The organism is Burkholderia multivorans ATCC BAA-247, assembly GCF_000959525.1.
Classification (GTDB): domain Bacteria; phylum Pseudomonadota; class Gammaproteobacteria; order Burkholderiales; family Burkholderiaceae; genus Burkholderia; species Burkholderia multivorans.
In genome coordinates this window covers 257160-279671 of record NZ_CP009831.1, presented here as the reverse complement: position 1 = coordinate 279671, position 22512 = coordinate 257160, and the positions used below count along the sequence as shown (strand labels likewise).

The window sequence follows — 22512 nt, the reverse complement described above, 5'->3', positions numbered from 1 at the left end:
GAATGCCTCGGTTAAGCCGTGAAAGTTGCCCGGACGCTGCCGAGCCCGTCGATCTGCGCAACATAGGTGCCGGCCTCGCGCACGGCGACCATCGGGCCGAGCGCGCCGGTCAGCACCACGTCGCCCGCGCGCAGCGGCGTGCCCAGTTGCGCCATCCGGTCGGCCAGCCAGACGGCCGCGTTCAGCGGATTGCCGAGGCACGCGGCGCCGCTGCCCTGGGACAGCACGTCGCCTTCGCGCGCGAGCGTCATCGCGCAGCCCGTCAGGTCGAGCTCCGATAGCGGCACCGGACGGCTGCCGAGCACGAAGCGGGCGCTCGATGCGTTGTCGGCCACCGTGTCGACGAAGCGGATGTTCCAGTTCTCGATGCGGCTGTCGACGACCTCGATCGCGGCCAGCGCATAGGCGCTCGCGCGCAGGATGTCGGCGAACGTGTGCCTGTGGTGCGTGAGGTCGCGTTCGAGTACCAGCGCGATCTCGGCCTCGACTTTCGGCTGTATCAGCGTCGACAGCGGGATCGGCTCGCTGTCGCCGTAGGCCATCGACGCGAACAGCGCACCGAAGTCGGGCTGGTCGACGCCCAGTTGCTGCTGCACCGCGAGCGACGTCAGGCCGATCTTGCGGCCGACGATGCGCTCGCCGGCGGCGACGCGGCGCTCGACGTTTGCCTGCTGTACCGCGTAGGCCGTCTTGACGTCGTCGGGCGCGATGCCGCCCGCGGCGGGTTCGCCGCGCACGGGCGCGATCGTGCTGCGCGACGCCTCGGCTTCGCACAGTCGCACGGCCAGTTCACGCACGGTATTCGGGTCCGTCATTGCGGCCTCCGTTTCTATTAACGCTTCAATTCGTGATGCAAAACGACATGGTCGCGCCGGCGGCCCGCCTTTCGCCCGACCATCCGGGCGAGCGGCGCGCACCGGAACGGAAACCCGCGCCGCCACGTGTAATCGCTTCGTCAGTTGTTCGCGACGAAATCGGCGACCAGCCGGTTGAACTCTTCCGGGTGCTCGATCATCGCCCAGTGCCCGCAGCGATTGAGCAACACCAAACGCGAATTTGGGATATTCGCGAGCAGGAACAGCGACGTCTCGTACGACACCACGCGGTCGTCGCGACCATGGATCAGCAGCGTCGGCACCTTGATCGCGGGCAACAGTTCGGGCTTCACCCACTTCGGCAGCGGCGCGCCCTTCGGCAGCCCGGCAACGTAATTGCGCAGATGCTCGGGGCGTGCCTGTGCCGCATTCGAACGCGCTTCGCACAGCTCGGGCGTCGCGAATCGCGCCTTGTCGTACACCATGATTTCCACCAGCCGGCGCATGTTCTCCGCACTCGGGTCCCGATACGCCTCGATCAGTACTTTGAGCCCTTCGGACGGCCCATCGCCCGCGCCGAACAGCGTCGGCATGCGTCCGACCGGCGGCCCCATCGTCACGAGGTGCGTGATGCGGTCGGGGTGCTCGGTCGCGAGGCGCAGCGACGTCTGCCCGCCCATCGAGTTACCGACGAACGCGGCCTTGTCGATGCCGAGTGCGTCCATGAACTGAATCGCGGCGTCGACGTGATCGAGCTGCTCGACCATCGCCGCATCCGACCGCCCCCAGCCCGGCATGTCGACGGCATACACGTGGAACTGGTTCGACAACGCTTCGATGTTGCCGGAGAAGTTGCTCCAGCCCGTGGCACCCGGGCCGCTGCCGTGCAGTAGGATCAGCGGATGCCCTGCGCCGGCCTCCTGATAATGCAACTGCCAGTCGCGCGTCCTGACGGAACGGCTCGTTCCAGCCTGAGTAAGTGCCATGATTTCGGTCCTCGTTCGAAAGTAGTGAATGCGCTCTCGCATCGCGCAAGAAAGCGGTCTCCGGTGATTGCTGCCGTCACGACCTCAGCAGATCGGCCACGACGTGCGGCGGACGGTGCCCCCAAGTACTGAGCCGATCCAAATGCTGGACCTGCCAGGTTGCGTCGTCGACCGTCAGGCCACCCCAGCCGACCTCGACGTTGAAATCCGACGGCGTGCGAACGTAGAAGCTGAACATGCGGTCGTTCGGGTGCAGGCCGAGGGTCATCTCGAAGCGCTGCTTCGCATCCATGCAGCGGTCGTACGCGAGACCCACGTCGTTCATGTCGGCGACCTCGACCATGAAGTGATGCATTCGCTTCGGAAACGGCATGTTGGCAAGCGCGACCGTGTGGTGACGCCCATTGCAACGCATGAACGTGACGCTCGCGACGATGCCGGGCGCCAACTGCTGATCGATCACGTCGGTAATCCGGAAGCCGAGCAGCCCGTACCAGTCGACCAGCACCTGCCGGTCCATCCCGCGTTCCATCAGCACCTGATGCCCGGCGCCGCCCGCCCCGGTGACGAAGCCCGACACCAGCCGGTCCGATGCGAACGCCGTGTCCGCTTCGGCCAGCCCGACGTACAGCTCGATGCGGTTGCCCAGCGGGTCCGCGGTAACGGCGATGCGCCGCACTTTGCGCGCGGCGGCCAACGCCGCATCGCCTTTGTCAACTTTGCTGCCAGCCGCCCGCAACCGCGCGACGATCGCGTCAAGATCGGCATCGGTCTCGCACCCGTAGCCGGTGAACGCGAGATCGTCGGCGCTGCCAGCCTCGACGATCCAACGGTGCGCCTTGCCATCCATGCGCAGGCTTAGCGACGTATCGGTCCGGCTCGCACGCTGCATGCCCAGCAGTTCGACGCCGAATCGTTCCCACCCGGCAAGATCGCTCGCCTCGATGCCGACGTAACCAAGTTCGGTCACAGTGCTCATTCGTGAAATCTCCCTCGTTGTTTCGTCCGGCGACGTGCATGCACTCATGCGGGCACCGCGAGGCCGCTGACGTCCGCAGCGGCGACAAAGCGGTCGGGCCGCAGCGCGACTGCGCGCACGCCGTACTTGCGCAGCCACGGTCGTAGCACGCCATCCAGATCGATCAGTTCGTCGTGGCCCTGCGTGCGCTGATCCTGCTGACGCAGCGCGATATAGCGCGCACCGAGCCTGTCCCATTCGGCTTTTTCCTGCGGCGTCAACAGCGATGCCGGATCGACGTCGTCGCCGAGCAGCGCGAAGCCGTCGCCGAGCAGATCGTCGAGACGCGCCATCACGCCACGGTTGTCGCCAACGACCGGCTGCGGCACCATGCGCCCGACGATGCTGCCTTCGCCGAGCGGGCCACGCAGCCAGCCGGCGGCCAGCACCGGCGGTGCGATCAGCGGCGCTTCCGGTGCATTCGGCGACGGTGGCGCGTTGAGCGCGGCTTGCTCTTCGTCGGTCAGTTCCTGCTTAATGATGCGGCCCAGTTGCACCGCGAGTTCGGTGTAGAAGCTGGCGTTCGGGCGGCGCTCCGTCTCGTACGTATCGAGGAAGTGCACAGGCAACCTGCCGTTGAGCACGCCCGCGAGCTTCCAGCCGAGATCGAACGCGTCGCGCATGCCGGTCTGCATTCCTGCGCCCGCCCACGGCGGCATCAGGTGCGCGGCGTCGCCCGCGAGGAATACGCGCCCGACGCGCCACCGATCCGCCATCCGCGTGTGGTGCCGGTAGAACGCGTGCTGATGAATCTCGACGTCGTCCTCGCTAACGCCAAGCGCCTCGAGCAGCGGCCAGACCTGTTCACTCGTGCTGAAATCGGCCTCGGTCTCGCCCGGTTTGAGCGGCAGCTCCCAGCGGTGATTGCCGCCGGACAGCGCGATGTCGACGACCGGCCGCTCCTTGTCGGACCAGAAGGTCAGCAGGTTGCGGTCGGGCCACCAGCGCTTCACGCGGCAGTCGATCACGATCCACTGCACGTCGAGCGTGTCGCCCAGCAGCTTCACGCCGATCATTCCGCGCGTCGCGCTGCTGCCGCCGTCGCACCCGATCACGTAACGCACGCGCACGCTGTTCAGCTCGCCGGTCGCCGCGTCCTTCGCAGTCACCGTGACGCCGTCTTCATCCTGTTCGAGCGCCACCACGTCGCTGCCGTAGCGCACGTCGATGCGCTCGCTGTGCGCGGCCGCGCACTCGCGCAGCGTCGCTTCCATCGTCGGCTGGTAGATGTTGAAGAAGCGCGGCTTGATGCCGAGCGTCGATGGCGGGTGCTCGATACGCAGGATCTCGGTGCCGTCGTAGCGCATCCAGCGCAGTGCGCGCTGCGGATCGATCTGCTTGAGCACCGGCTCGTCGACACCGAGGTTCTGGAAGATACGCATCGTCCAGTCGTTGACGGTCACCGCCCGCGCGCGCGGGTAGATGTCGCGGTGACGCTCGAACGCAATAGTGGAAATGCCGTGCTTCGCCAATGCAAGCGCGGCGATCACGCCGGTCGGGCCATAGCCGACGATCGCGACGTCCGCATCGTAGTGCTGGGTCATTCGTTGTCTCCTGTCTCTCATCCGTCGTCCGGCGGGCCGGTCTCCCAGCGTGTGCCGCGTTGCCGCGAAACCGCCATCGACGCGACGGAATTGTACCGATAGGTCCAAAACTAAAAACTAGGGAATACGAGTATTGGACCGATCGGTACATAAATGCAGGACGGTATACTTTGCCCATGAAAAATTCCCAACCCACCGGCAACCGGCGCGGCCAACAGTCGCGCCAGGAAATCCTCGACGCGGCGTCGCGCGTAATGTCCGCGTACGGGTATGCCGGCACGTCGATGTCGGCGCTGGTCGAAGCGACCGGCATTCCGAAAAGCGCGATCTATCACCACTTCGGATCGAAGGCGGGACTATTGGCAGAAGTGATGGCGCGAGGTGCGCAGGGCTTCTTCGAGGCGATGCGCGACGCGCACCGCGATCCGCCGCAAGGCGGGACGCCTCGCGAACGGCTCGGCTGGTATCTGCAGCGCACGGGCGCCGTCTCCGTGCATCACGAGAACTTCCTGCGCCTGTTGATGGTGATGGTCATGACCAGCGAGGCGACCGATGCGCCCGAGGCGATGGAAATCGTCGCGACCGTGCGTAACGAGGGCCGCGACTACATGCGGCAAATGATTCGTGCGGCGTTCAGCACGGAAGGCGAAGCGATCGCGGCGGCGGTCGCCGACCGGTTCGCACACTTCGGGATGGTCGGGTTCGACGGCGCGTTCGTGTCGCTGCAGTCCCGCGACGATTGCTCGATGGCGACGTACATGTCGCAACTGGCCGACGCGCTCGGCTCGATGGGTCAGGCGTACGCCGATGCGCTCCGCGACGCAAGCGCCGCGCCGGCACGCAAGCGCGCGGCAAAAAGCGCGAAGCCAGCCGCGCCGGCACAGGACAAGGCGCGCAGGCCCCGGAGCTGACGCACACGGCTTCCAAGCGATCCTCGTCCGCAGAACGGCGCGAACCCGCAGCTGCCCGCCACTGCGAACCGGCGGCGGCCATGCGTTGCGCCGGCCGTTGCGCAGACTCGACAACTAGCTCGCGAACATCCGAATCACACGCCCCGTTCGCAATCCGTCCAGTACGCAAACGGATCGCGATGACGCGGGTAGTGCGCATCGAGCCACTTCAGCAATGCTGCACGCGCATTGTCCAGATCGGCGCGGGATGGCGAACTGGTCATTTCGTGCACTTCCGTGGAAGTCTCCCGGTCGATCACGAGACAGCGCCAGTCCGGGCCGTCGAGGTCCGGATCGTCGGACGCCCGCGACGACTTGCCCCAGCCGAAACCCCTGCGCGCATCGATGTAGTACCGTGGCTGCACTTTCAGATAAGACATGTCGCCGCCTTGCAGGCTGCTCTCCGCGCGCAGCACGTCGCGCGCGTCGACGATCTGCGTGACGCCCGGCAACCGGCGCACGCGCCAGCCGGCAGGCAGCGTCGCAACGGCCTGCACGTTGTCATAGGCGCCCCACGTCAATCCCCATGCTTCGGCCATCCGCTTCATGAACGCGTCGGCGTTCGGATAGCCGCGCAGCTGAATCCGCGTCGACACGGTGACATCGAGTCCCGCGCGAACGCCGGCATCGGTGGACGCGGGTGCGAACGGGTCGCCGGGACGCGCGCCGTCGCTACCGCCGGCGGTCGGCACATCCGAAAACAACTGGTCGAGCGCCGCGCGCGCCTTTGCCGACTTGTCCGTTCTACTCATTGCGAATTTCCTCTTTCGTTCGATCTTCATCGCGAAGCGGGGCCGGGCGGAAGCCCGCCGCGTATCGGCATGGAAACCCGGGCGGGTTTCACCGAATGCGATTTCTCGCGAATGTGTGACCGTATTCTGTCAGGAAACAGTCGGGCGGGCTAAACCGCGTCGGCAATCTTCGTCGTCGCGATGGGACGCGTGGCTCGAGGCGCAGCGCCGACGACTGGCACCGGGTCGAGATGATGCAATCCTCGTCGTCGGCGTAGATCGGTTCACCGTGAACGGCGTTCAACGTCATGATCGCCAGCGTGCGCGGAAGTGAGCCTATTGTCCATCACATCGCGACGGCGGCCACAGAAACCGGCCAACCTGCACGCGACGATTGCAGATTCCGACCGTTACGCCCCCGCCCAAGCGACACCGCGATGGACTACGCACGGCATTACGGCACTTCGCTTCTGCGCTGCATGCATGAAGACGAATTCAACGAGCGCAGGATCGGTCAACCGGCAGCGCGACATATGCGACGATCTCGATGCGCATCCCCGGCACGACGAGCCCCTTCGCGATAACCGTCGACCGGTTCGGATAGGAATCGGCGAAGAATTCGCGGTAAACCCGATCTACCGTGGGAACATCGTCCACGTCCACAAGCGTCACCAGTACCTGGGCGACACACGACAGATCCGAGCCGGCGGCCTCGATGGCCATTTTCAGATTCTGGAATGTCAGGCGCGCTTGCATCGCAATGCCCCCCGTATGCACGGAGCCATCGCTACGCACTGGACCGTGCGCAGTGAACAGCAAGCCCGCAGCCTTGGTTGCCCATGAAAAGGGTTGTGCTGGCTTGGGCAAGCCGATATCGATCACTTCTTTCATTTCGATGTCTGATCCAGCAATGGGTTGAGCCGTCACCGGTTTGCGATGTGACGCGGAAGCAGAAGTACGAGGATTGCGCTGACGCACAATGCGAAGGCGAAGGCCAGCAACCCTGCCATCGTGCTATGCGTCGCATCCTTGATCCAGCCGAAGAAGGCCGGCGCGAAAAAGCCGGCCAGATTGCCAATGGAGTTGATCATCGCAATGCCGGCCGCCGCACCCGCGCCGCCAAGCAACCTGGCCGGAATTCCCCAGAAAACGGGTGCTGCCGGGAAGATTCCAATGGCGGCCACGCAAATCGCGATCATGGCGACGAAAGTCTGGTCCGGCCATAGCGCGGCACCGGCCAGTCCCAGTGCACCGACAAATCCGGACAGCGCGATATGCCACCGCCTCTCGCGCCGGCGATCGGCGCTTCGGCCCAATGTCACCATCGCAATGGCGCCAGCAATATTGGGGCCGGCGCTCAACAATCCGATCTGAAGCGGGTGGGAGATTCCGGACAATTTGATCAGCGTCGGCAGCCAGAAAACCAGGCCGTACATGCCCAGGCCTATCAGAAACAGAATCGCGCCCAGATACCACATGCGCCAATCCGTCAGCGCGCCCGCGATCGACGTGCGTTGAGCTTCCACGCGCTCTTGCGAAAGCGCCTCGGCCAGAAGACGTCGTTCCTGCTCATCCAGCCATTTCGCGTCTGCGATGCGCTCGGTCAAATAGAACATCGTTGCGACGCCCAGTATCAACGACGGCACCGCCTCGATCAAAAACAACCACTTCCATCCGGCCAGCCCGAAGGCTCCGTGCAACCCCTGCATGATCCATCCAGACAAAGGGCCGCCAATGATGCTTGCAAGCGGAAAACCGATCATGAACAGCGCGATGACCTTGCCCCGGCGTGCCGAGGGGTACCACCGCGAAAGGTACAGAATCACACCGGGAAAGAACCCGGCTTCCGCCGCGCCCAGCAAAAAGCGCAAGACATAGAAACTGGCTGGCGTGCGAACGAACATCACGGCTGCCGACAGAATCGCCCACGTAATCATGATGCGGGCGATCCAGATGCGCGCGCCGATCCGGTGCAGCAGGATGTTGCTCGGCACCTCGAACAGGAAGTAGCCAAGGAAGAAGATCCCTGCCCCAATGCCGTAGGTGGTTTCGCTGAACCCCAGATCGCTCGACATCTGAAGCTTTGCAAAGCTGATGTTGACGCGATCGAGGAAGGCCCCGACAAAACAGAGCAACAAGAATGGGATCAAGCGTCGCGTGACCTTTGCATACAGCTTGTCCAGGCCGACGTCGGTCAAAGCCGGCAAGGGCGACGCAGGCGTTCGCGTCACTGCCGATGAGTCATATGTCATGCCGGTCTCCGATGGTCCTTGTGTGAATGGGTACGTGCACAGCCCGTTGCGCGAACCGCGAGCGGCGGCCGCTGCAATATGCGAATGCGTTGGCGTGCCACAGGCTGTTTCGCCTGATTTGCGCGGCTCGCTGTTCAGGCGGTTCGATCGGTGACGGGCATCGTGAAGATCCGGTCGCGGTTGAGCAGGAGGCCCGGATCGAACAGACGCTTGATTCGACGCATTGCGTCAATCTCGACGCGACTGCACGTGCTCTCGAAGTAAGGCCTCTTCTCGAATCCGATACCGTGCTCGGCTGAAATCGAGCCGCCGGCCTCCACCACATGGCGATAGACCGCGGCCTTGATGTTGTCGGTGACGGACGCATCGTCAATGCCAATCACCCAATGGACATTGCCGTCTCCCAGATGACCGAACGTGAGCGTGCGGCAATCGGGGGATAGCCGAAGCAGGTCTGCGCGCAGGCGGGCCATGCAGTCGACCAGATGCCGTGCGGGGATACTGATATCGAACGAAATGGAAGGCCCGAGCGCATGCGCGGCCTCGCCCGTCGACTCCCGAATGCGCCAGAATGCCTCCGCCTCGCTAAGCGACTGCGCGAGCACGATGAACGGGGTCCCCACGGTTTCCGCGATCGTTTCGAGTGCTTCGAGCAGGCGGCTTTCGTCGCGACGGGTATCGCGGTCGAAGCCCGACATTTCAAGCAGGACGAGATGGCTGCCCGCGCCATCGAATGGATCGCGCCCCACCTTCAGGCATTGCGTGACGAAGTCGAAGTAGTCGCGCCACATCACCTCGAATGACGTCAGCATCGGTCCCAGGCTGGCGCGACACGCGCGCAGCGTCGAAAACACCTGCTGCAATCCATCGACCGCGATCAGTGCGGTATGCCGGCTGACCGGCAGCGGCTGCAAACGCAACACGGCGCGAGTGACGATGCCAAGCGTACCCTCGGAGCCGACGAACAACTGCTTGAGATCGTAGCCGGCGTTATCCTTCAACACACTGCTGAGGTGCGAGAGCAGCGAGCCGTCCGGCAATACCACCTCAATCCCGAGCACCGACTGTCGTGTCATCCCGTATTGCAATACGCGGTTGCCACCGGCGTTCGACGCAATCATGCCGCCGAGCTGGCAGGCGCCACGACTGCCAAGATCCACGGGAAAGAACAGCCCGTGCGCTTGCGCAGCTTGCTGAACCGTTTCGAGCGGAACACCGGCCTCGACGGTCATCGTTGCACCGATCTCGTCGACTTCGATAATCCGGTTCAGCAGCTCCAGTGACACAACGACTTCGTCGTTCTGCGGCGCGGCGCTGCCGACCAGCCCGGTCATGCCTCCCTGGACGACCGAACGAATTCCAGCGGCGTGCAGACGCTGCATCAGTGCGGCCACCGCCTCGGGCGTGCGTGGACGCAGTACCGGCGCCGGGACGCCATACGCACCGCTCCAGTCGGTGTGATATTTCGGGCCGGCGTCTGCCGCATTCAGAAACGCAACCTGCCCGTCGAGGGCAGCACAGATATCGGCAAGGCGGTGTTCAAGCGCGGTGCGCGCTTCTGTTGCTGTAGACATGCGAGTTCCAGAGAAGAGGCGCTTGCAGGATCGGACACCACGCGGTAGCGGCAATCGCCGACAGCATGGGCAACGATATGGCATGACATTGCCGGTCAATCACCGCCGTATCAGGGGCAACATGAGTCGTGCGGCGACGCCAGTACGCAGCCACGGAACCAGGCTATGGATCGCTTGTGCAGCGGCACGTTTTGTCCGACATAATTTACGCTGAACTCGCAATTCTCTGAGAAACAGCGAAATTTCCCGAATTATTGTCGGACAATGTTGGAGCGTCAATCGAGATTCCGTCGAGGTTTACCCTAGCCAGATCGATTGCGCAGCTTTGGATCCGTGACGGCGGCGGCATTCGCCAACGGGCAGGAAATGTCGGACAATCGCTCGGAATCTCGCCAGCCGACGCCTCATGCGCGCAAAGCTGGCCTGACACGATGAGCGGCGGTACTGGTCTTGAGATCGTCGAATCGTTCTTGCCACGGAGCGCCGTTTGGCCGCGCCGGACAAGCGACGAGCGACGCGCGATACGGGCGATTTCGGGCATTCCCGTAGAATGAAATTCAGGTCAAGGGTTGCCACAAGAGCGGCGGCTCGCCGCGTCGCGCGCCGCCGGTCTCGTGGCAACGCATGCGCGTGCCCCATGCAAACGGACCCTATGGAGTCAGTCAGAATGTCAACGGCCCCCGAAACCGGGCAATCGCACGAGCAATCTGCCGCGCGAGTGGATCAAGAACGCAGCGTCGCCGACTTCGTGTTCGAAGAGATTTCGCGCCGTGTTGTTGCCGGCGAGTACCGACCGGGCCAGCGGCTCGTCGAAGCCGATCTCACACGTGACCTTGGCGTGAGCCGCAGTTCCGTGCGTGAAGCGTTGCGTCGTCTCGAACACAACTCGTTTATCCGCCTCGAGCCGAATCGCGGCGCGACCGTTGCTGCGCCGAACCGCGCCGAAATAGAGGCAATGTTCCGGGTTCGCGAAGTGATCGCGGGGCTCGGCGCACGAGCCGCGGCCGAACGCATCGATCTACCGGGCAATCGCGAAAAAATCGCTGCGCTGTTGGAGCAGGTAACCGCGCAGGAGCACGCGAATCGTGTCGACAATCACCGAACCGAAAACGGCGTGTTTCATCGAACCATCAACACCATGTCGGGCATTGATGCGGTTGGCCAATTGATGGACCAGTTCAACTTTCCGATCCTTCACGCGATCTATTTTCGGGATCTCCGGCATGACCACTGGCGGTTGAATCTGGTCGACCACATGGATATCGGCCGAGCGATCCTGCACGGAGACGGCTACGCTGCCGAGCATTTCGCGCGCAAGCACATGCAGCGCATGGTGCCCATCGCCATCGAAATTTGCGAGCAACTCGCTATTGGCCCAAAGCGGCGAAGCTAAATGCTGGCCGGCCGATCCGGCTATCGGCCGGCACCGGTGTGGCGAATCGCATGCGCTCAAACCACAATGAACCGTGCGATTCATCGACCCGCGCGACAGAATGGATCAGCTCTGCGGCTCGAGCGCATGCGTGACAAGCGCGTCGATCGTACCGTCGTGCCGAAATCCCGCTTCGATCGCACGGCGATCGGTCAGCGGCGGTTGCCGTCCGAAAAGCCGTTCGATCCGTTCCACCGGCGCGTAATCGATGTCGAACGCGCCGAAGCGCCGGACCAACGCATCGACGATCTCCCGAACCGACAGATGCAGCACCGGCGGCGTCCACACTCGGCCCGCGTGCAGGCCGTCCGCGGACATGCGTGCCGCGTGCAGCAGGTTGTCGACACAGCAGCTGCGCGACATCCACCACGCGGTGGCCGAAGGCGAAACGGGACACGTATAAGGCTGGCCGCTCTGTGCCGCGCGAAAAATCTGGCTCATGAACGCGGATCCATGTCCCGCGGAAAGCGCCGGACGAGCCACGATGCCCGGCAGGCGTAACGCACGACCATCGAGCTTGCCGCGTCGCGTCCAGTCGGCAAGGATCAGCTCGCCAACCAGCTTGTGCACGCCGTAGCTCATCGTCGGGCGCGGTACGGTGTGCTCGTCCACGGACGCGGGCAACGACTCGCCCAACACCGCCACGCTGCTGGCATAGACGACGCGCGCCGCACGCCCGTGCTCCGTCGCCTGCATGGCCAGGCGTTCGAATAGCGCGAGCATTCCCGACAGATTCACGCGGTCGCCCTCGGCCGGTTCGGCTTCCGCCTGCGAACCGGGCAGGCTCGCCAGATGAAACACGACGTCGACAGGTGTCGACAGCGGCGGCTCGAGCATCTCCGGACGGCTGAAATCGCCGACCAGCGCCGTGATTCGCGCATCGTCGCACGGCCATTCCGCTTGCCGGTCGACCCACAACAGTTCCGACACATCGCCCGGCTCCGCGATACCGTCGCGCAGCAGCCGTTCGACCAACGCCGTTCCGACAAATCCGCCCGCCCCGGTCACCAGCACTCTCATAGCCGAGCCTCCTCATCGTCGGCGCGCGGCGCGCGCACCACCCGCTGATCGATGGTGCCGAACGGTGCGTTGCCGGCGTCGTCGCGCGCCGTCATCCTGACCCGGTCGCCAAAACGCATAAACCGCGTGCGCGCGGCGCCTTCGTCGATCATTTCGATCACGCGTCGCTCGGCGATGCACGCCGAGCCCGCGTTGCGGTCGGCATTCGACACCGTCCCGGACCCGACGATCGTCCCCGCCGACAGGCGACGCGTGCGGGCCGCATGCGCGATCAGTTCACCGAAGCCGAAGTTCATCTCGCGGCCGTGCGGATGACCGAACCAGCGGTCGTTCCATTCGACGTGCAGGCTCAGATGCACGCGGCCGTCGCGCCAGTGCTCGCCGAGTTCGTCGGGGGTGACGGCAACCGGTGCAAAGCTCGTGGAAGGCTTGGCCTGCAGGAAGCCGAAGCCCGTCTTCATTTCGTGCGGCCCGAACGCCCGCAGGCTCCAGTCGTTGAGCTGTACGATCAGGCGGATGCAGCGCAGCGCAGCGGCGGCCGATACGCCCATCGGCACGTGTCCCACCACCACGCCGAATTCACCTTCGAAGTCGATGCAGTCGGCCTCGTCGGGCAAGGGCACGTCGCTCGCCGGGCCGAGGAAGTCGTCGCTCGCGCCCTGATACATGACCGGCACCGTATCGAACATCGGAATCGGCGGCGTATTGAACGCCTGCTCCATCAGGCGGCCGTGATTCAGAAACGCCGAGCCGTCGCACCACTGCGGACTGCGCGGCAAGGGCGCGGCGCATGCGGCCGGATGGAACGGACGCGCATCGCGCACGCTGCCGGCGTTCAATGCGTCGTAACGCGCCTGCAAGCCGGGCGCAAGCGCGTCCCAGCGATCGAGCACGTCGGCCAGCGTCGTTGCGATCGGCGCAGCGTCGACAGCATGGCGCAGGTCGCGCGACACGAGCAGCAAGCGCCCATCGGCGCCACCGTCGGGCAAGGTCGCGAATTTCATCGTGCGCCTCCATGTGCGGGCGCGTCGAGCACGGCGGCAAGCGCCGGATCGTAGACGCCGTCGATCAGCACGAACAGCATCCGGCATGGACGGCCCGAGCGGTTCGCCCAGGCATGGTTGGTCCCCCGCTGAATCACCACGCTGCCCGGCGCGAGTGCGACTTCGGCATCGTCGAGAATCAGCGTCATTTCGCCTTCGATCACCACGCCGTAGTCGACCGACTCGGTGCGATGCATCAGCGGATGCGGCGAGCCGGCCTGCACCGTCGACGCTGCGGCGTCGCCGATCTCGCTGAACGCGTCGTGCATTTTCGTCGCGCCGTGTGCGAGAAACTCCGGCGTATCGGGGGGAATGTCGACGAAGCGCATACGGGTGCCCTCCCTGGGCGGCGGCAGCATGAGCGCGCCCACCGTGGGATCCGCGCCATTGTCGACCGTGGCGGGGCTCGACGACGTGCTCCAGACTTCGTGGAACACGGTGCCGGGAATCGCGGCGATTTCCACCACGGTAGGCAGTGGACCGTCGGATGCGACGACTGCGCGGCCGTCGGTGTCGTGTCCGGTCACCACGCGACGAATCGCTGGAAAGCTCATGCTGCCGCCTCCCCGTCGGTGTCGTCGAAAATCGCGACGGCGCGCGTCCACCCTGCCGACGCGCCGCGAATCTTGTGCGGGAAGCAACTGATCGTGAAGCCGGTCGGCGGCAACGCCGTGAGGTTGTGCAGCTTCTCCAGATGGCAATAGCCGATATCGCGCCCCGCCTTGTGCCCTTCCCAGATCAGCGACGTATCGCCCGTTTCCGCGATCTTCTGCGCGGTATAGCAGAACGGCGCATCCCAGCTCCATGCATCGGTGCCGGTCAGGCGCACGCCACGCTCGAGCAGGTACATGGTCGCTTCGTAGCCCATCCCGCAGCCCGCATTGACGTAGTCGTCGTGCCCGTAGCGCGACCCGGCCCGCGTGTTCACGACGACGATATCGAGCGGTTGCAGTTCATGGCCGATGCGCGCGAGTTCGGCCTCGACGTCGGCCGCCGTCGCGACGTAGCCGTCCGGAAAGTGCCGGAAATCGAGCTTCACGCCCGGCTGGAAGCACCATTCCAGCGGCACCTGATCGATCGTGATGGACGGCTGCGCTTCGCCCAGGCTCGCATCCATCGTCGAGTGGAAATGCCACGGCGCGTCGAGATGCGTGCCACTGTGGGTCGTCAGCGTGACCCACTCCGCGGCGGCCGCTTCGCCGTCGGGATAGTCCTCGGGTTTCGTACCCGGCAGCATCGCCATGAATTCGGGCAGCGTGTCGCCGTGCTTCTGATAGCGGATCTTCGGCGCGAGCGGCGGCGGATCGGAGAGCACGTCGTTCTCGAGATAGATGGAGAGATCGACGAACCGTCGAACGGGCTTCATGTTCAGACTCCTTGGGATGGGGAGGGGCGATCGAGCCGCGAAAAGCAGATCGCCGCAGCGGCAGCGATCAGCACTGCGGCGAAACCGAGGCTGCCGTAGCCGAACTGCTTGACGAGCGTGCCGCCGAGCAGCGGACCGATGGCGGCGCCCGTCATCAGCATCGCCGGCGTCGCGGCAACGGCGCGACCGGTGCGGTCGATGCGCGCCAGCATGCCGAACGCGAAGGTGTGGGTGAAGATCATCACGGCGGCAAAGACCGAGGTGGCCGCCGCGTACGGCGCGAACGCCGCGCTTTGCGTGATGACCAGCGCGAGCGCGGCCTGTACGACGGCGCCGGCCTGCACGACCTTGCGGCCCGGCACGCGCGTTTCGAGCAGTCCGGCGACGGGAGCGGGAAACAGGTTGACGAAGCCGAGCGCGATCAGCGTCGCGATCACGGCACTCAACCCGAAGCCGCGATCGAGGCCGATGCGCTGCACGAAACTGAACAGCATCGACTGCGTCAGCGCCATGCAGCCGACGCCTGCCATGCCGAACCAGACGGCGTGCTCGAAGCGACGCTCGACGCCGGCTGCCGTGCTGCGGCGCGCCTGAATCGACGGAAACGCGAGCGCGCACGCAATCGTGGCGACGCCCATCACGCTCGCAAAAACGCGAAACAGCATCGGGCCGCCATGTGCTGCGATGAGTCCCGGCACGATACCGAGAAACGCGATCGCAAAGATGCCGAGCGCGAGGCCGGCGACCGCGAACAGACGATGCGGATTGCGGCTTCGTCCGACGGTGCCGTGCGTGAAGCTCAGGCCGCATCCGACGGCGACGCCCGCGGCGGCATGCAGGGCCGCCATCGTCGGATAGCGATCGGCCGATACGGAGGCGATGCCGAGAAACGCGCACGCGGCCATGCCGAAGCCGACGGTCGACATCGCGCGCGCCGGCAGGCGATTCAAGCGCGGGGAGAAAAACACGCTGCTCAGAACGGCGCCGGCCAGGAATAGCGTGGCGAGCAGGCCCGCCTTCTGCGGATCCAGCCGATACGCACCGATCAACGTGCCGACCCAGACCGGCAAGGCCACCAGATCGACCATGCCGGCGCAATGCGCGAGCATCAGCGCGACGGTGCCGAGCGCGCCAAGCCGCGTCGTGTCGGCCGATATCGACGGGTCGGCAGCTGCCGCCGTCGTGGGGGAAAGGTTCGGCTCCATCGTGCCTCCGCTTGCGTCAGATGTCAGATCGGCCGCGCGAGACTCATGTGCGTCTCGTGCATGATGCGCCGGTGTTCCTCCTGGTCGCCGCCGGCGATCTCGATCTCGCCAAGGCGCCCGGAGTTTTCCACGACCATGCGGCAGCGCTCCCAGCGGCGCGCCTGGAATGCCTGCAACGCGGCTTCCACCGTCGCACCGCGCCCCAGCTCTTCGGCAAGCACGATGGCGTCCTCGATGCCGATGCCCGCCCCCGCCGCCATATGCGGCGTGGTCGCATGTACCGCGTCGCCGACCAGCACCACCCGTACGCTGAACCAGGGCGCCGGCAGCAGCAGGCTTTCGAGCGGCCGGTAGTTGACGCGCGATTCGGCGCCGATCTGCGCGCGGATGGACCGGATCAGCGGCACGTCGAACGCCGCCAGCAACTCGGACAGCATGCGCGGCCATTCGGCGGGATCGATGTGGTCGTTGGTCGGCCTGTCCTCGGTGACGAAGACGTACATTTCGTCCCGCGAGACCGGATTGACGCCCGCCTTGATCCGGTGTCCCAGCCACATCGTCGCGCAAGCGATCTCCGCCGCGCGCGGCACCACCGCGCGCCACACGCCCTGGCCCGTATAGCGCGGCTTCGGCGCATCGGGAAACGCGGCGGCGCGCACTTTCGAGTAGAGGCCGTCCGCGCCGACCACGAGGTCGTAGGTGCCGTGCGAGCCGTCCGTGAACGCCACGTCCACCCGATCGCCGCGCGGCTCGAGCCGCGAGAACGTACAGCCGAGCTTCACGCGCACGCCTGCGGCGCGTGTCGCGTTGGCGAGAATATCGGCCAGCACCGGACGCATGATCGCGCCGCCGCCGGGAACGTCCTCGCCGGCCACGCGCGGCGTCGGCAGCGTGCCGATCGGCCGGCCGCCGGCCGTGTACAGATTCACGCCGTCGCCGCCGTGGCCACGTTCGAAGAACGCATCGAGCACGCCGACCGTGCGCAGGGCGCGCAACGTGGGCCCGCCGATGCTGATGCCGGCACCGTACGAGCGCCAGCCCGGGTCGATCTCGACGAGGTCGACCGCGAGGCCGAGCTTCGCGCACTGGATCGCCGTCGCCATACCGGAAAAACCGCCGCCTATGACGAGGACGTGTTCAAGAGGGGCTGCCATCTGGGTGTCTCCATGTTGTGTCTGGTATTGGGATGTCATGTCGCAATCAGCACGATGGCGCCGTCGTCCGTCACGTCGATCTCGACCGGCGTCAGCCGCTGACCGAGGCACGGGCCGAGTACGCACTCGCCGCTGGCGATGTCGAACTGCGCACCGTGCGCGTGGCAGACGATGCGGGTGCCGTCGCCGCTCAGGTAGGCGTCCTTGCGCCAGGCCATCGGCGTTTCGCCGAAAAAGTGCGGGCACGCGTCGCGATAGGCACGCACCTGCGTGCCGTACCGCACGACGAACAGCGTGTCGTGTCCGCGCCCGTCCGGATCGAAGCCCCGCGCACCGGGATCGGGCAGATCGTCGATGCTCGCGAGACGCCTGCGACCGGGATCAGTGTTGGACATGGCAGAACGATTCTCGCGATCAATCCGACGTCGCCGCTGCCGCGCCCGGCGGAGGACCGCCCGGCGCCCACTTCTCGCGATGCTGGAACAGGAACAGTTGCGATGCGTCGGCGCCCATTGGCGCCTCGCGCGCGTTCCATGTGTCGTCGTGCAGATCCATGTCGGCGTCGTATTCGACGTGACAGCCGAGCGGACTGTTGAAATACCAGAACCAGTTCGAGCCGAACCGATGACGCCCCGGCCCCCAGAACGACTGGTAACCCTTCTCGACGAAACGCGTGCCCGCTAGCAGAACCTCGGTCGGTCCGCCCATATGGAACGTGAAATGCTCGCAGCCCTTCATGAACGGCGGCGTCTGAATCATGAACAGCGTGTGATGGTCGAGCGTGCCGGCCGGCTGCAGGAACGGGCCGACGCCCGTGAAACGGTCGGTACAGCGAAAGCCGAGACGCTCCACATAGAACGCTTCGGCCTTCGCGGCATCCGGCACGAAGTAGACGACGTGCGACAGCGTGCGCGGCGTCAGCACGGCATCGTCGCGCACCGCCACGACGTTCGGTGCGCGCTGCGCGGGCGCGCCGGGCGAATTCACGGGCTCGGCGGGCAACGCGAGCGAACGGCGCGCGGTGACCTGGAAGCCGATCGCGAAGCCCATGTCGTCGAACGATTCGATCGATCCGTCGGCGAGTGTGGTCACTTCGCGGTCGCGACGCAGTTCCGCCGCGATGGCGTCTATCGTCGCGGAATCGGCGACGCCGTAGATCGTCTTGCGCAGCATGCTTGCCGTGCCGAGCGCAGGCGGCAGCGCCGGATCGTCGCGGCGCGCGATATCAATGCCCGTTCCGTCGAGTGCCTCGAAACGGCCGCCGGTTTCGTCGCTGCGCACCGGTAGCAGTCCGTAGTCAAGCAGATATTGGCGGCAGGCGGAGACGTCGTCCACGCCGAAGACCAGCGTATCGGGTCCGATGATGTTCATGAGATGTGCGTGCTCGAGAGGGATGAAAGCGTCAGAGCGACGTGCGTCCGCCGAGCGTTTCGGCGACCCAGTCGGCGATGAAGTGCCCTGCGTTGATCGAGTTGTCGAAGCTCGAATGCTGGACGCCGCCTTCGCGCTCGGTGAAGATCTTGAGCTCGCGCTTGGGGCTGTTCACGAGCTGCTCGTACGTGCGGTGAGCCCATGCGACCGGGATCTGCGAATCCTGCGAGCCGTGCGTGACGAGGAACGGCACCTTGATACGATCGAGCACGCCGTCGAGATGCACGTTTTCGGCGATGCGCATGAAGTCGTCGATATCCTTCGCACCCCAGACCCAGCAGACATGCTTCCAGTAGTGCGGCACCGGGAAGTTGCCTTCGCGCTGCAGGCGTTTTTTCTGGACGTCGCGCCAGTCGTGGTTGGCGCCCCACACCACACCGCAAGCAAAGCGCGGCTCGAACGCGACTGCGCGCGGGCAGTAGTAGCCGCCGAGCGACACGCCTTCCATGCCGATCCGCTTCGGATCGACGTCGTCCCGGCTTTCGAGCCAGTCGACGATCTTGCTCGCCCAGACCTCCGAGTTGTATACCGCATTCAGGCCGTGCAGCCGCAACGCTTCGCCGGTGCCGGGCTGGTCGACAATCAACGACGATACGCCGCGCGCGGCCAGCCATGCCGGCAAGCCCACGAAGTACTTCATTTCCTTGGTCGAATCGAGCCCGTTGACCTGCACGAGCAGCGGCGCGCGCACGTCGGCGCGCTTCGCTTTCACAAGGAGTGCGGACAGATGCTGGTCGCCGTACGGAATGGCGACGCGTTCGCAGTTCTCGCCGGCGAGCGCGATGCTCCTGTCGAACGTCTCCAGCGAGCGTCGGTAGAGTTCGACACGCCCCGGGGCATCGTGCCCGAGCATGCGCTCGGCCGTGATCAGATAGATCGCGGCGCGCTTGTATTTCTCGCCTGCCGACAGCAGCCGCCCCAGCGCCTCGTCGTCCTGCGCGAGATCGCAAAGGCGATCGGCCTTCTCGACCCACGCTTCACGAAACGCACGCGTGCCGTCCGCGTCCGGCTGCCTGGCCGCTTCCTGGAGGGGCCCGCACATGTCCTCGATTTCGCCGATGCGCGCGCCCATTTCGATGGCGAGATTGACGGACAGATTCCAGACGTAGTTGGTAGGAAAGTATCGGAACATGCTGATTGCCTCGATTGAAATTGCGTCTTGCTCGATGACCGCGCCGACGACCGCGTTCGCGCGCGCGGTCCGGCGCGCGACACGGTACTCAGCCCTTGCGCCCGAAGCCCGGCCACAGCGGGATGGCGACGTTCACCCAGATGCTGCTGCTCCTGGCCGTGTTGGCGGCATAGACTCCTTGCTGATAATTGACGTTGACGTTCCAGCTTCTCGCGTCGTACACGATCGACGGGCCGATGCCGAAGGTCCGCATGCGATTGCCCACGCGCACGCCGCCGGCCTTGTCGTCGCTGAACTGGTTCAGGTACGCGCCGACCACGCCAAGCTTCCACGGGCCGAAGTTCCAGCCGGCGTTGAACTCGGCGACGTAACCGTCTCCCGAGCTGTAGTTCGTCGTGCCGTTCTTCAGATTGAGCAGGAAGCGGTTCGCGAGCCCGACGTCGATTCCGTTGGGAACGTTGTAGCGAATCGAGATCACCGGCTGCACCGACGTGTAGCCCACCGCGACGCTCGATTTGACCGGGCTATAGGAACCCGTCTCGAATGCAACGTCGATTCCCGACGCAATCGCCAGGTTCGGCGCGAGATTCCATTGCAGCAACACAGGCGTCAGCGTGATGTTGGACAGGCCGTTTTGCGTGCTCGACTGCCCGAACACGGTGCTATGCAACGACACGACGGGGATGACCAGCTGCGTATAGACGTGGGCGCCGAGCAGCTGGAACGGATACGCCACCAGCAGACGCGTGGTTTCCGAAAACACCGACGTATGGAACGGAATCGGCAGTTTCTTGCCGTCGTTGCCATAGAGGCCGTTCGCAAAGCTGTAGTTGAACTGTTCGAGGGCGAACAGGCCGGGGATCGGCGGCAGGTTGGCGATGTTCGTCCCCACCGCTCCGGCCGGATACGGTGAGACGCCGCCTTCGAATGCCTGCGCCTCGTTCATCGACCCGGTCGCCAACACGGCGCAACCGACAACGGCTGCGATCAGTTTCGTGGACATGCTGTCTCCTCCTGCTCGGGGGCGCGTTTGCGCCGCCCGTCGTCTCTTTTAATAGTGGAAAGCGCGGTGCACACGGCCGAGGTACAGCGGTACGGTCGAGCCTGAAATGCCCTGACGCTGGCCTCCCGATGCGATGCGCCGGCTACCGTCGCGTCGAGATGTGGCAAGGTTAAGATAGGCCGACGTATCCTAAAAATGGATTCGATCCATTGCCGATATCGACGGCGTCAATACTTTCAGGTTAAACCCTGATAGTGCATCCGGCGGGCCACGCGGCATCAGAGAGGAGAACGGAGACAGCACGCATGCGGTTCAACAAGCTCGACCTCAACTTGCTCGTGGCGCTCGACGCGCTCCTGAGCGAACAGAACATCAGCCGGGCGGCCGAAAAGATTCATCTGAGCCAGTCGGCGATGAGCAACGCGCTTTCGCGGTTGCGCGAATACTTCAACGACGAACTGCTCGTACAGGTCGGCCGCAAGATGGAGCCGACGCCGCGCGCCGAGGCGCTCAAAGATGCCGTGCGCGACATCCTCGTACGCGTCGACGCGACGGTGTCGGCTCAGCCCGAATTCGTGCCGGCGCACGCGAATCGGCTGTTCCGTCTATTCGTTTCGGACTACACGATGACGACGCTCATGCCGCACCTGTTCGAGCTCGCTTACAAGGCGGCGCCCGGCATCCGATTCGAGCTGCGCCCGCAGATCGCCTATCCCCACCGCGTGCTTGAACGCGGCGAAGCGGATCTGCTGATCATCCCCAAGGAGTATTGCTCGACCGAGCATCCGGCCGAGGTATTGCTCGAAGAAACCTACTGCTGCGTGATGTGGAGCCACAGCCCGCTCTCGCAAGGCGAGATGACGAGCGAGCGCTACATGGCGGCCGGGCACGTCGTCGTGCAGGTCGGCGACGCACAGACGGCGCTCGAGGACTGGTTCATGCAGCGGCTCGGCGTGATGAGACGCGTCGAGGCGAGCACCTACAGCTTCGTGTCGCCGGCCCACCTGCTCGCCGGCACGAACCGGATCGCTACGATGCACCGGCGGCTCGCCGAAGAGGCCGCACGCAGCCTGCCGATCGTGCTGCGCGAGGTGCCGGTGCCGGTCCCGACGGTGGAGCAGGCGATGCAATGGCACAAGCACCGAACCTCCGATCCCGGGCTCGCGTGGTTGCGTGGGCTGCTGAAAGACGCTGTCGCGAAGATGGACGAAGGGCGTCAGGCCGCTCGCTGAGCCGGCGCGATCCGCCTGCGGCGCGAGCGAGTGGATCCGCATGATTTGCCGCGTATCGAGGCGACGCAGATGCCCGCAACCGTCCTTGTTCACGCACTCAAACGGGTATCCGGGCCGAACCGCAGATCCGTGACCAATGTGCGCTCCGGCCGGCGCGACAACCTGAAACGGACGGAACGCGCCGGCCCTTCATCGCATCGTTGTCGGTCTGCATCGTGCCGACCATCTGCCGCATGCGGAGCGCCCCGCCATGTCGATCAGGCTCGACAGCCGATGCGGTTCAGAACGACTGCTAGCAGGGTTGCCGAGCGATGCGATCGTCAATAAAGCGTGCGAACAATAGCCGATGAACATAACGATCGAGTGACGACCCACTCGTCCTCGTGCCGACTTCGCACCAACTGGCCCACGTCCAGCTCGGCACCGAAGATGGCGGCTTGGTACGCCGTCACGATTTCGACGCAGTATCGCCTGAAGTCGAATAGAAGATGCCGGACACGGGCATGGAGTTGCTCGTTCACGTGGCGCCGCCACCAAGACGCCAACTCATAGCCTGACGGGTCTTCAACACGCTTGGTCGCGACCGTGGTTGACGTCGCTTGTTGGACCCCATCTGGCACGCAT

At 65.0% G+C, this 22512-nt stretch carries 21 protein-coding genes; 3 read left to right on the top strand and 18 right to left on the bottom strand.

Annotation, left to right across the window (positions count from 1 at the left end; translation table 11 throughout):
• Positions 1–11 precede the first annotated feature (11 nt).
• The 4 genes from mhpD to NP80_RS03480 all read right to left on the bottom strand — a co-directional run bounded on the left by mhpD (position 12) and on the right by NP80_RS03480 (position 4363).
• The gene (mhpD, locus tag NP80_RS03495; protein WP_006404595.1) at positions 12–815 is read right to left on the bottom strand and encodes a 2-keto-4-pentenoate hydratase; all 804 of its coding nucleotides are present in this window, start codon (positions 813–815) and stop codon (positions 12–14) included.
• A 140-nt stretch (positions 816–955) separates the two neighbouring features.
• Positions 956–1801 (bottom strand): alpha/beta fold hydrolase, encoded by an 846-nt coding sequence (locus NP80_RS03490; RefSeq protein ID WP_006404596.1) that lies wholly within the window; start codon positions 1799–1801, stop codon positions 956–958.
• Between the two features lie 76 nt (positions 1802–1877).
• Positions 1878–2780: a VOC family protein gene (locus tag NP80_RS03485; protein WP_035488049.1), complete on the bottom strand. Its 903-nt coding sequence runs from the start codon at positions 2778–2780 to the stop codon at positions 1878–1880.
• Positions 2781–2824: 44 nt separating this feature from the next.
• Positions 2825–4363: a bifunctional 3-(3-hydroxy-phenyl)propionate/3-hydroxycinnamic acid hydroxylase gene (locus tag NP80_RS03480; RefSeq protein WP_006404598.1), complete on the bottom strand. Its 1539-nt coding sequence runs from the start codon at positions 4361–4363 to the stop codon at positions 2825–2827.
• A 59-nt stretch (positions 4364–4422) separates the two neighbouring features.
• Between NP80_RS03480 and NP80_RS03475 the strand changes: the two genes are divergently transcribed.
• A complete protein-coding gene (locus NP80_RS03475; RefSeq protein WP_226823183.1) occupies positions 4423–5274 on the top strand; it encodes a TetR/AcrR family transcriptional regulator in 852 nt (283 codons plus the stop codon).
• A gap of 134 nt (positions 5275–5408) precedes the next feature.
• On the opposite strand, the gene NP80_RS03470 is transcribed toward NP80_RS03475, so the two are convergent.
• From NP80_RS03470 to NP80_RS03455, 4 genes are all read right to left on the bottom strand, one after another.
• Positions 5409–6065, bottom strand: a complete 657-nt coding sequence (locus NP80_RS03470; RefSeq protein ID WP_035488211.1) for a hypothetical protein — start codon at positions 6063–6065, stop codon at positions 5409–5411.
• A 474-nt stretch (positions 6066–6539) separates the two neighbouring features.
• Positions 6540–6935: a RidA family protein gene (locus NP80_RS03465; RefSeq protein WP_035488051.1), complete on the bottom strand. Its 396-nt coding sequence runs from the start codon at positions 6933–6935 to the stop codon at positions 6540–6542.
• A 32-nt stretch (positions 6936–6967) separates the two neighbouring features.
• Positions 6968–8296 carry an MFS transporter gene (locus NP80_RS03460; protein WP_080939073.1) on the bottom strand — a complete coding sequence of 443 codons (1329 nt, stop codon included), beginning with the start codon at positions 8294–8296 and terminating at the stop codon, positions 6968–6970.
• Positions 8297–8430: 134 nt separating this feature from the next.
• Entirely contained in the window at positions 8431–9870 is a 1440-nt protein-coding gene (locus tag NP80_RS03455) for an FAD-binding oxidoreductase (RefSeq protein WP_006404605.1), read from the bottom strand.
• Between the two features lie 667 nt (positions 9871–10537).
• Between NP80_RS03455 and NP80_RS03450 the strand changes: the two genes are divergently transcribed.
• On the top strand, positions 10538–11263 hold the full coding sequence (locus NP80_RS03450) for a GntR family transcriptional regulator (RefSeq protein WP_226823185.1): 726 nt from the start codon (positions 10538–10540) through the stop codon (positions 11261–11263).
• A 105-nt stretch (positions 11264–11368) separates the two neighbouring features.
• On the opposite strand, the gene NP80_RS03445 is transcribed toward NP80_RS03450, so the two are convergent.
• The 10 genes from NP80_RS03445 to NP80_RS03400 form a co-directional block, all read right to left on the bottom strand.
• Positions 11369–12322, bottom strand: coding sequence for an NAD-dependent epimerase/dehydratase family protein (locus tag NP80_RS03445; protein ID WP_006411922.1), 954 nt, complete (start codon positions 12320–12322; stop codon positions 11369–11371).
• Entirely contained in the window at positions 12319–13326 is a 1008-nt protein-coding gene (locus NP80_RS03440) for a fumarylacetoacetate hydrolase family protein (RefSeq protein WP_006411932.1), read from the bottom strand. The genes NP80_RS03445 and NP80_RS03440 overlap by 4 nt, the downstream gene beginning before the upstream one ends.
• Complete coding sequence (locus NP80_RS03435) at positions 13323–13919, bottom strand: cupin domain-containing protein (RefSeq protein WP_006411921.1); 597 nt, start codon at positions 13917–13919, stop codon at positions 13323–13325. The genes NP80_RS03440 and NP80_RS03435 overlap by 4 nt, the downstream gene beginning before the upstream one ends.
• Positions 13916–14731, bottom strand: a complete 816-nt coding sequence (locus NP80_RS03430) for a cyclase family protein (RefSeq protein WP_006411927.1) — start codon at positions 14729–14731, stop codon at positions 13916–13918. Before NP80_RS03430 ends, NP80_RS03435 begins: the two co-directional genes overlap by 4 nt.
• A gap of 2 nt (positions 14732–14733) precedes the next feature.
• On the bottom strand, positions 14734–15936 hold the full coding sequence (locus NP80_RS03425) for an MFS transporter (protein ID WP_006411914.1): 1203 nt from the start codon (positions 15934–15936) through the stop codon (positions 14734–14736).
• Positions 15937–15959: 23 nt separating this feature from the next.
• On the bottom strand, positions 15960–17090 hold the full coding sequence (locus tag NP80_RS03420; protein WP_035948291.1) for an FAD-dependent oxidoreductase: 1131 nt from the start codon (positions 17088–17090) through the stop codon (positions 15960–15962).
• 35 nt (positions 17091–17125) lie between these two features.
• The gene (locus NP80_RS03415) at positions 17126–17485 is read right to left on the bottom strand and encodes a Rieske (2Fe-2S) protein (protein WP_006404613.1); all 360 of its coding nucleotides are present in this window, start codon (positions 17483–17485) and stop codon (positions 17126–17128) included.
• A 19-nt stretch (positions 17486–17504) separates the two neighbouring features.
• Positions 17505–18461: a VOC family protein gene (locus NP80_RS03410; protein ID WP_006404614.1), complete on the bottom strand. Its 957-nt coding sequence runs from the start codon at positions 18459–18461 to the stop codon at positions 17505–17507.
• 31 nt (positions 18462–18492) lie between these two features.
• The gene (locus NP80_RS03405) at positions 18493–19653 is read right to left on the bottom strand and encodes an alpha/beta hydrolase family protein (protein WP_006404615.1); all 1161 of its coding nucleotides are present in this window, start codon (positions 19651–19653) and stop codon (positions 18493–18495) included.
• 88 nt (positions 19654–19741) lie between these two features.
• Positions 19742–20656, bottom strand: coding sequence for a SphA family protein (locus NP80_RS03400; RefSeq protein WP_006411923.1), 915 nt, complete (start codon positions 20654–20656; stop codon positions 19742–19744).
• A gap of 305 nt (positions 20657–20961) precedes the next feature.
• Here NP80_RS03400 and NP80_RS03395 point away from each other — a divergent pair, with 305 nt between their 5' ends.
• A complete protein-coding gene (locus NP80_RS03395) occupies positions 20962–21888 on the top strand; it encodes a LysR family transcriptional regulator (protein WP_006404620.1) in 927 nt (308 codons plus the stop codon).
• Positions 21889–22512 lie beyond the last annotated feature (624 nt).

What these genes read in the sequence shown, in the direction of transcription:
- NP80_RS03455 (WP_006404605.1), bottom strand. Translation starts at nt 9,870, where the DNA reads ATGTCTACAGCAACAGAAGCGCGCACCGCGCTTGAACACCGCCTTGCC.
- NP80_RS03470 (WP_035488211.1), bottom strand. Translation starts at nt 6,065, where the DNA reads ATGAGTAGAACGGACAAGTCGGCAAAGGCGCGCGCGGCGCTCGACCAG.
- NP80_RS03420 (WP_035948291.1), bottom strand. Translation starts at nt 17,090, where the DNA reads ATGGCAGCCCCTCTTGAACACGTCCTCGTCATAGGCGGCGGTTTTTCC.
- NP80_RS03485 (WP_035488049.1), bottom strand. Translation starts at nt 2,780, where the DNA reads ATGAGCACTGTGACCGAACTTGGTTACGTCGGCATCGAGGCGAGCGAT.
- NP80_RS03480 (WP_006404598.1), bottom strand. Translation starts at nt 4,363, where the DNA reads ATGACCCAGCACTACGATGCGGACGTCGCGATCGTCGGCTATGGCCCG.
- NP80_RS03395 (WP_006404620.1), top strand. Translation starts at nt 20,962, where the DNA reads ATGCGGTTCAACAAGCTCGACCTCAACTTGCTCGTGGCGCTCGACGCG.
- NP80_RS03490 (WP_006404596.1), bottom strand. Translation starts at nt 1,801, where the DNA reads ATGGCACTTACTCAGGCTGGAACGAGCCGTTCCGTCAGGACGCGCGAC.
- NP80_RS03460 (WP_080939073.1), bottom strand. Translation starts at nt 8,296, where the DNA reads ATGACATATGACTCATCGGCAGTGACGCGAACGCCTGCGTCGCCCTTG.
- NP80_RS03405 (WP_006404615.1), bottom strand. Translation starts at nt 19,653, where the DNA reads ATGTTCCGATACTTTCCTACCAACTACGTCTGGAATCTGTCCGTCAAT.
- NP80_RS03435 (WP_006411921.1), bottom strand. Translation starts at nt 13,919, where the DNA reads ATGAGCTTTCCAGCGATTCGTCGCGTGGTGACCGGACACGACACCGAC.
- NP80_RS03430 (WP_006411927.1), bottom strand. Translation starts at nt 14,731, where the DNA reads ATGAAGCCCGTTCGACGGTTCGTCGATCTCTCCATCTATCTCGAGAAC.
- NP80_RS03425 (WP_006411914.1), bottom strand. Translation starts at nt 15,936, where the DNA reads ATGGAGCCGAACCTTTCCCCCACGACGGCGGCAGCTGCCGACCCGTCG.
- NP80_RS03440 (WP_006411932.1), bottom strand. Translation starts at nt 13,326, where the DNA reads ATGAAATTCGCGACCTTGCCCGACGGTGGCGCCGATGGGCGCTTGCTG.
- NP80_RS03400 (WP_006411923.1), bottom strand. Translation starts at nt 20,656, where the DNA reads ATGTCCACGAAACTGATCGCAGCCGTTGTCGGTTGCGCCGTGTTGGCG.
- NP80_RS03415 (WP_006404613.1), bottom strand. Translation starts at nt 17,485, where the DNA reads ATGTCCAACACTGATCCCGGTCGCAGGCGTCTCGCGAGCATCGACGAT.
- NP80_RS03410 (WP_006404614.1), bottom strand. Translation starts at nt 18,461, where the DNA reads ATGAACATCATCGGACCCGATACGCTGGTCTTCGGCGTGGACGACGTC.
- NP80_RS03445 (WP_006411922.1), bottom strand. Translation starts at nt 12,322, where the DNA reads ATGAGAGTGCTGGTGACCGGGGCGGGCGGATTTGTCGGAACGGCGTTG.
- mhpD (WP_006404595.1), bottom strand. Translation starts at nt 815, where the DNA reads ATGACGGACCCGAATACCGTGCGTGAACTGGCCGTGCGACTGTGCGAA.
- NP80_RS03465 (WP_035488051.1), bottom strand. Translation starts at nt 6,935, where the DNA reads ATGAAAGAAGTGATCGATATCGGCTTGCCCAAGCCAGCACAACCCTTT.
- NP80_RS03450 (WP_226823185.1), top strand. Translation starts at nt 10,538, where the DNA reads ATGTCAACGGCCCCCGAAACCGGGCAATCGCACGAGCAATCTGCCGCG.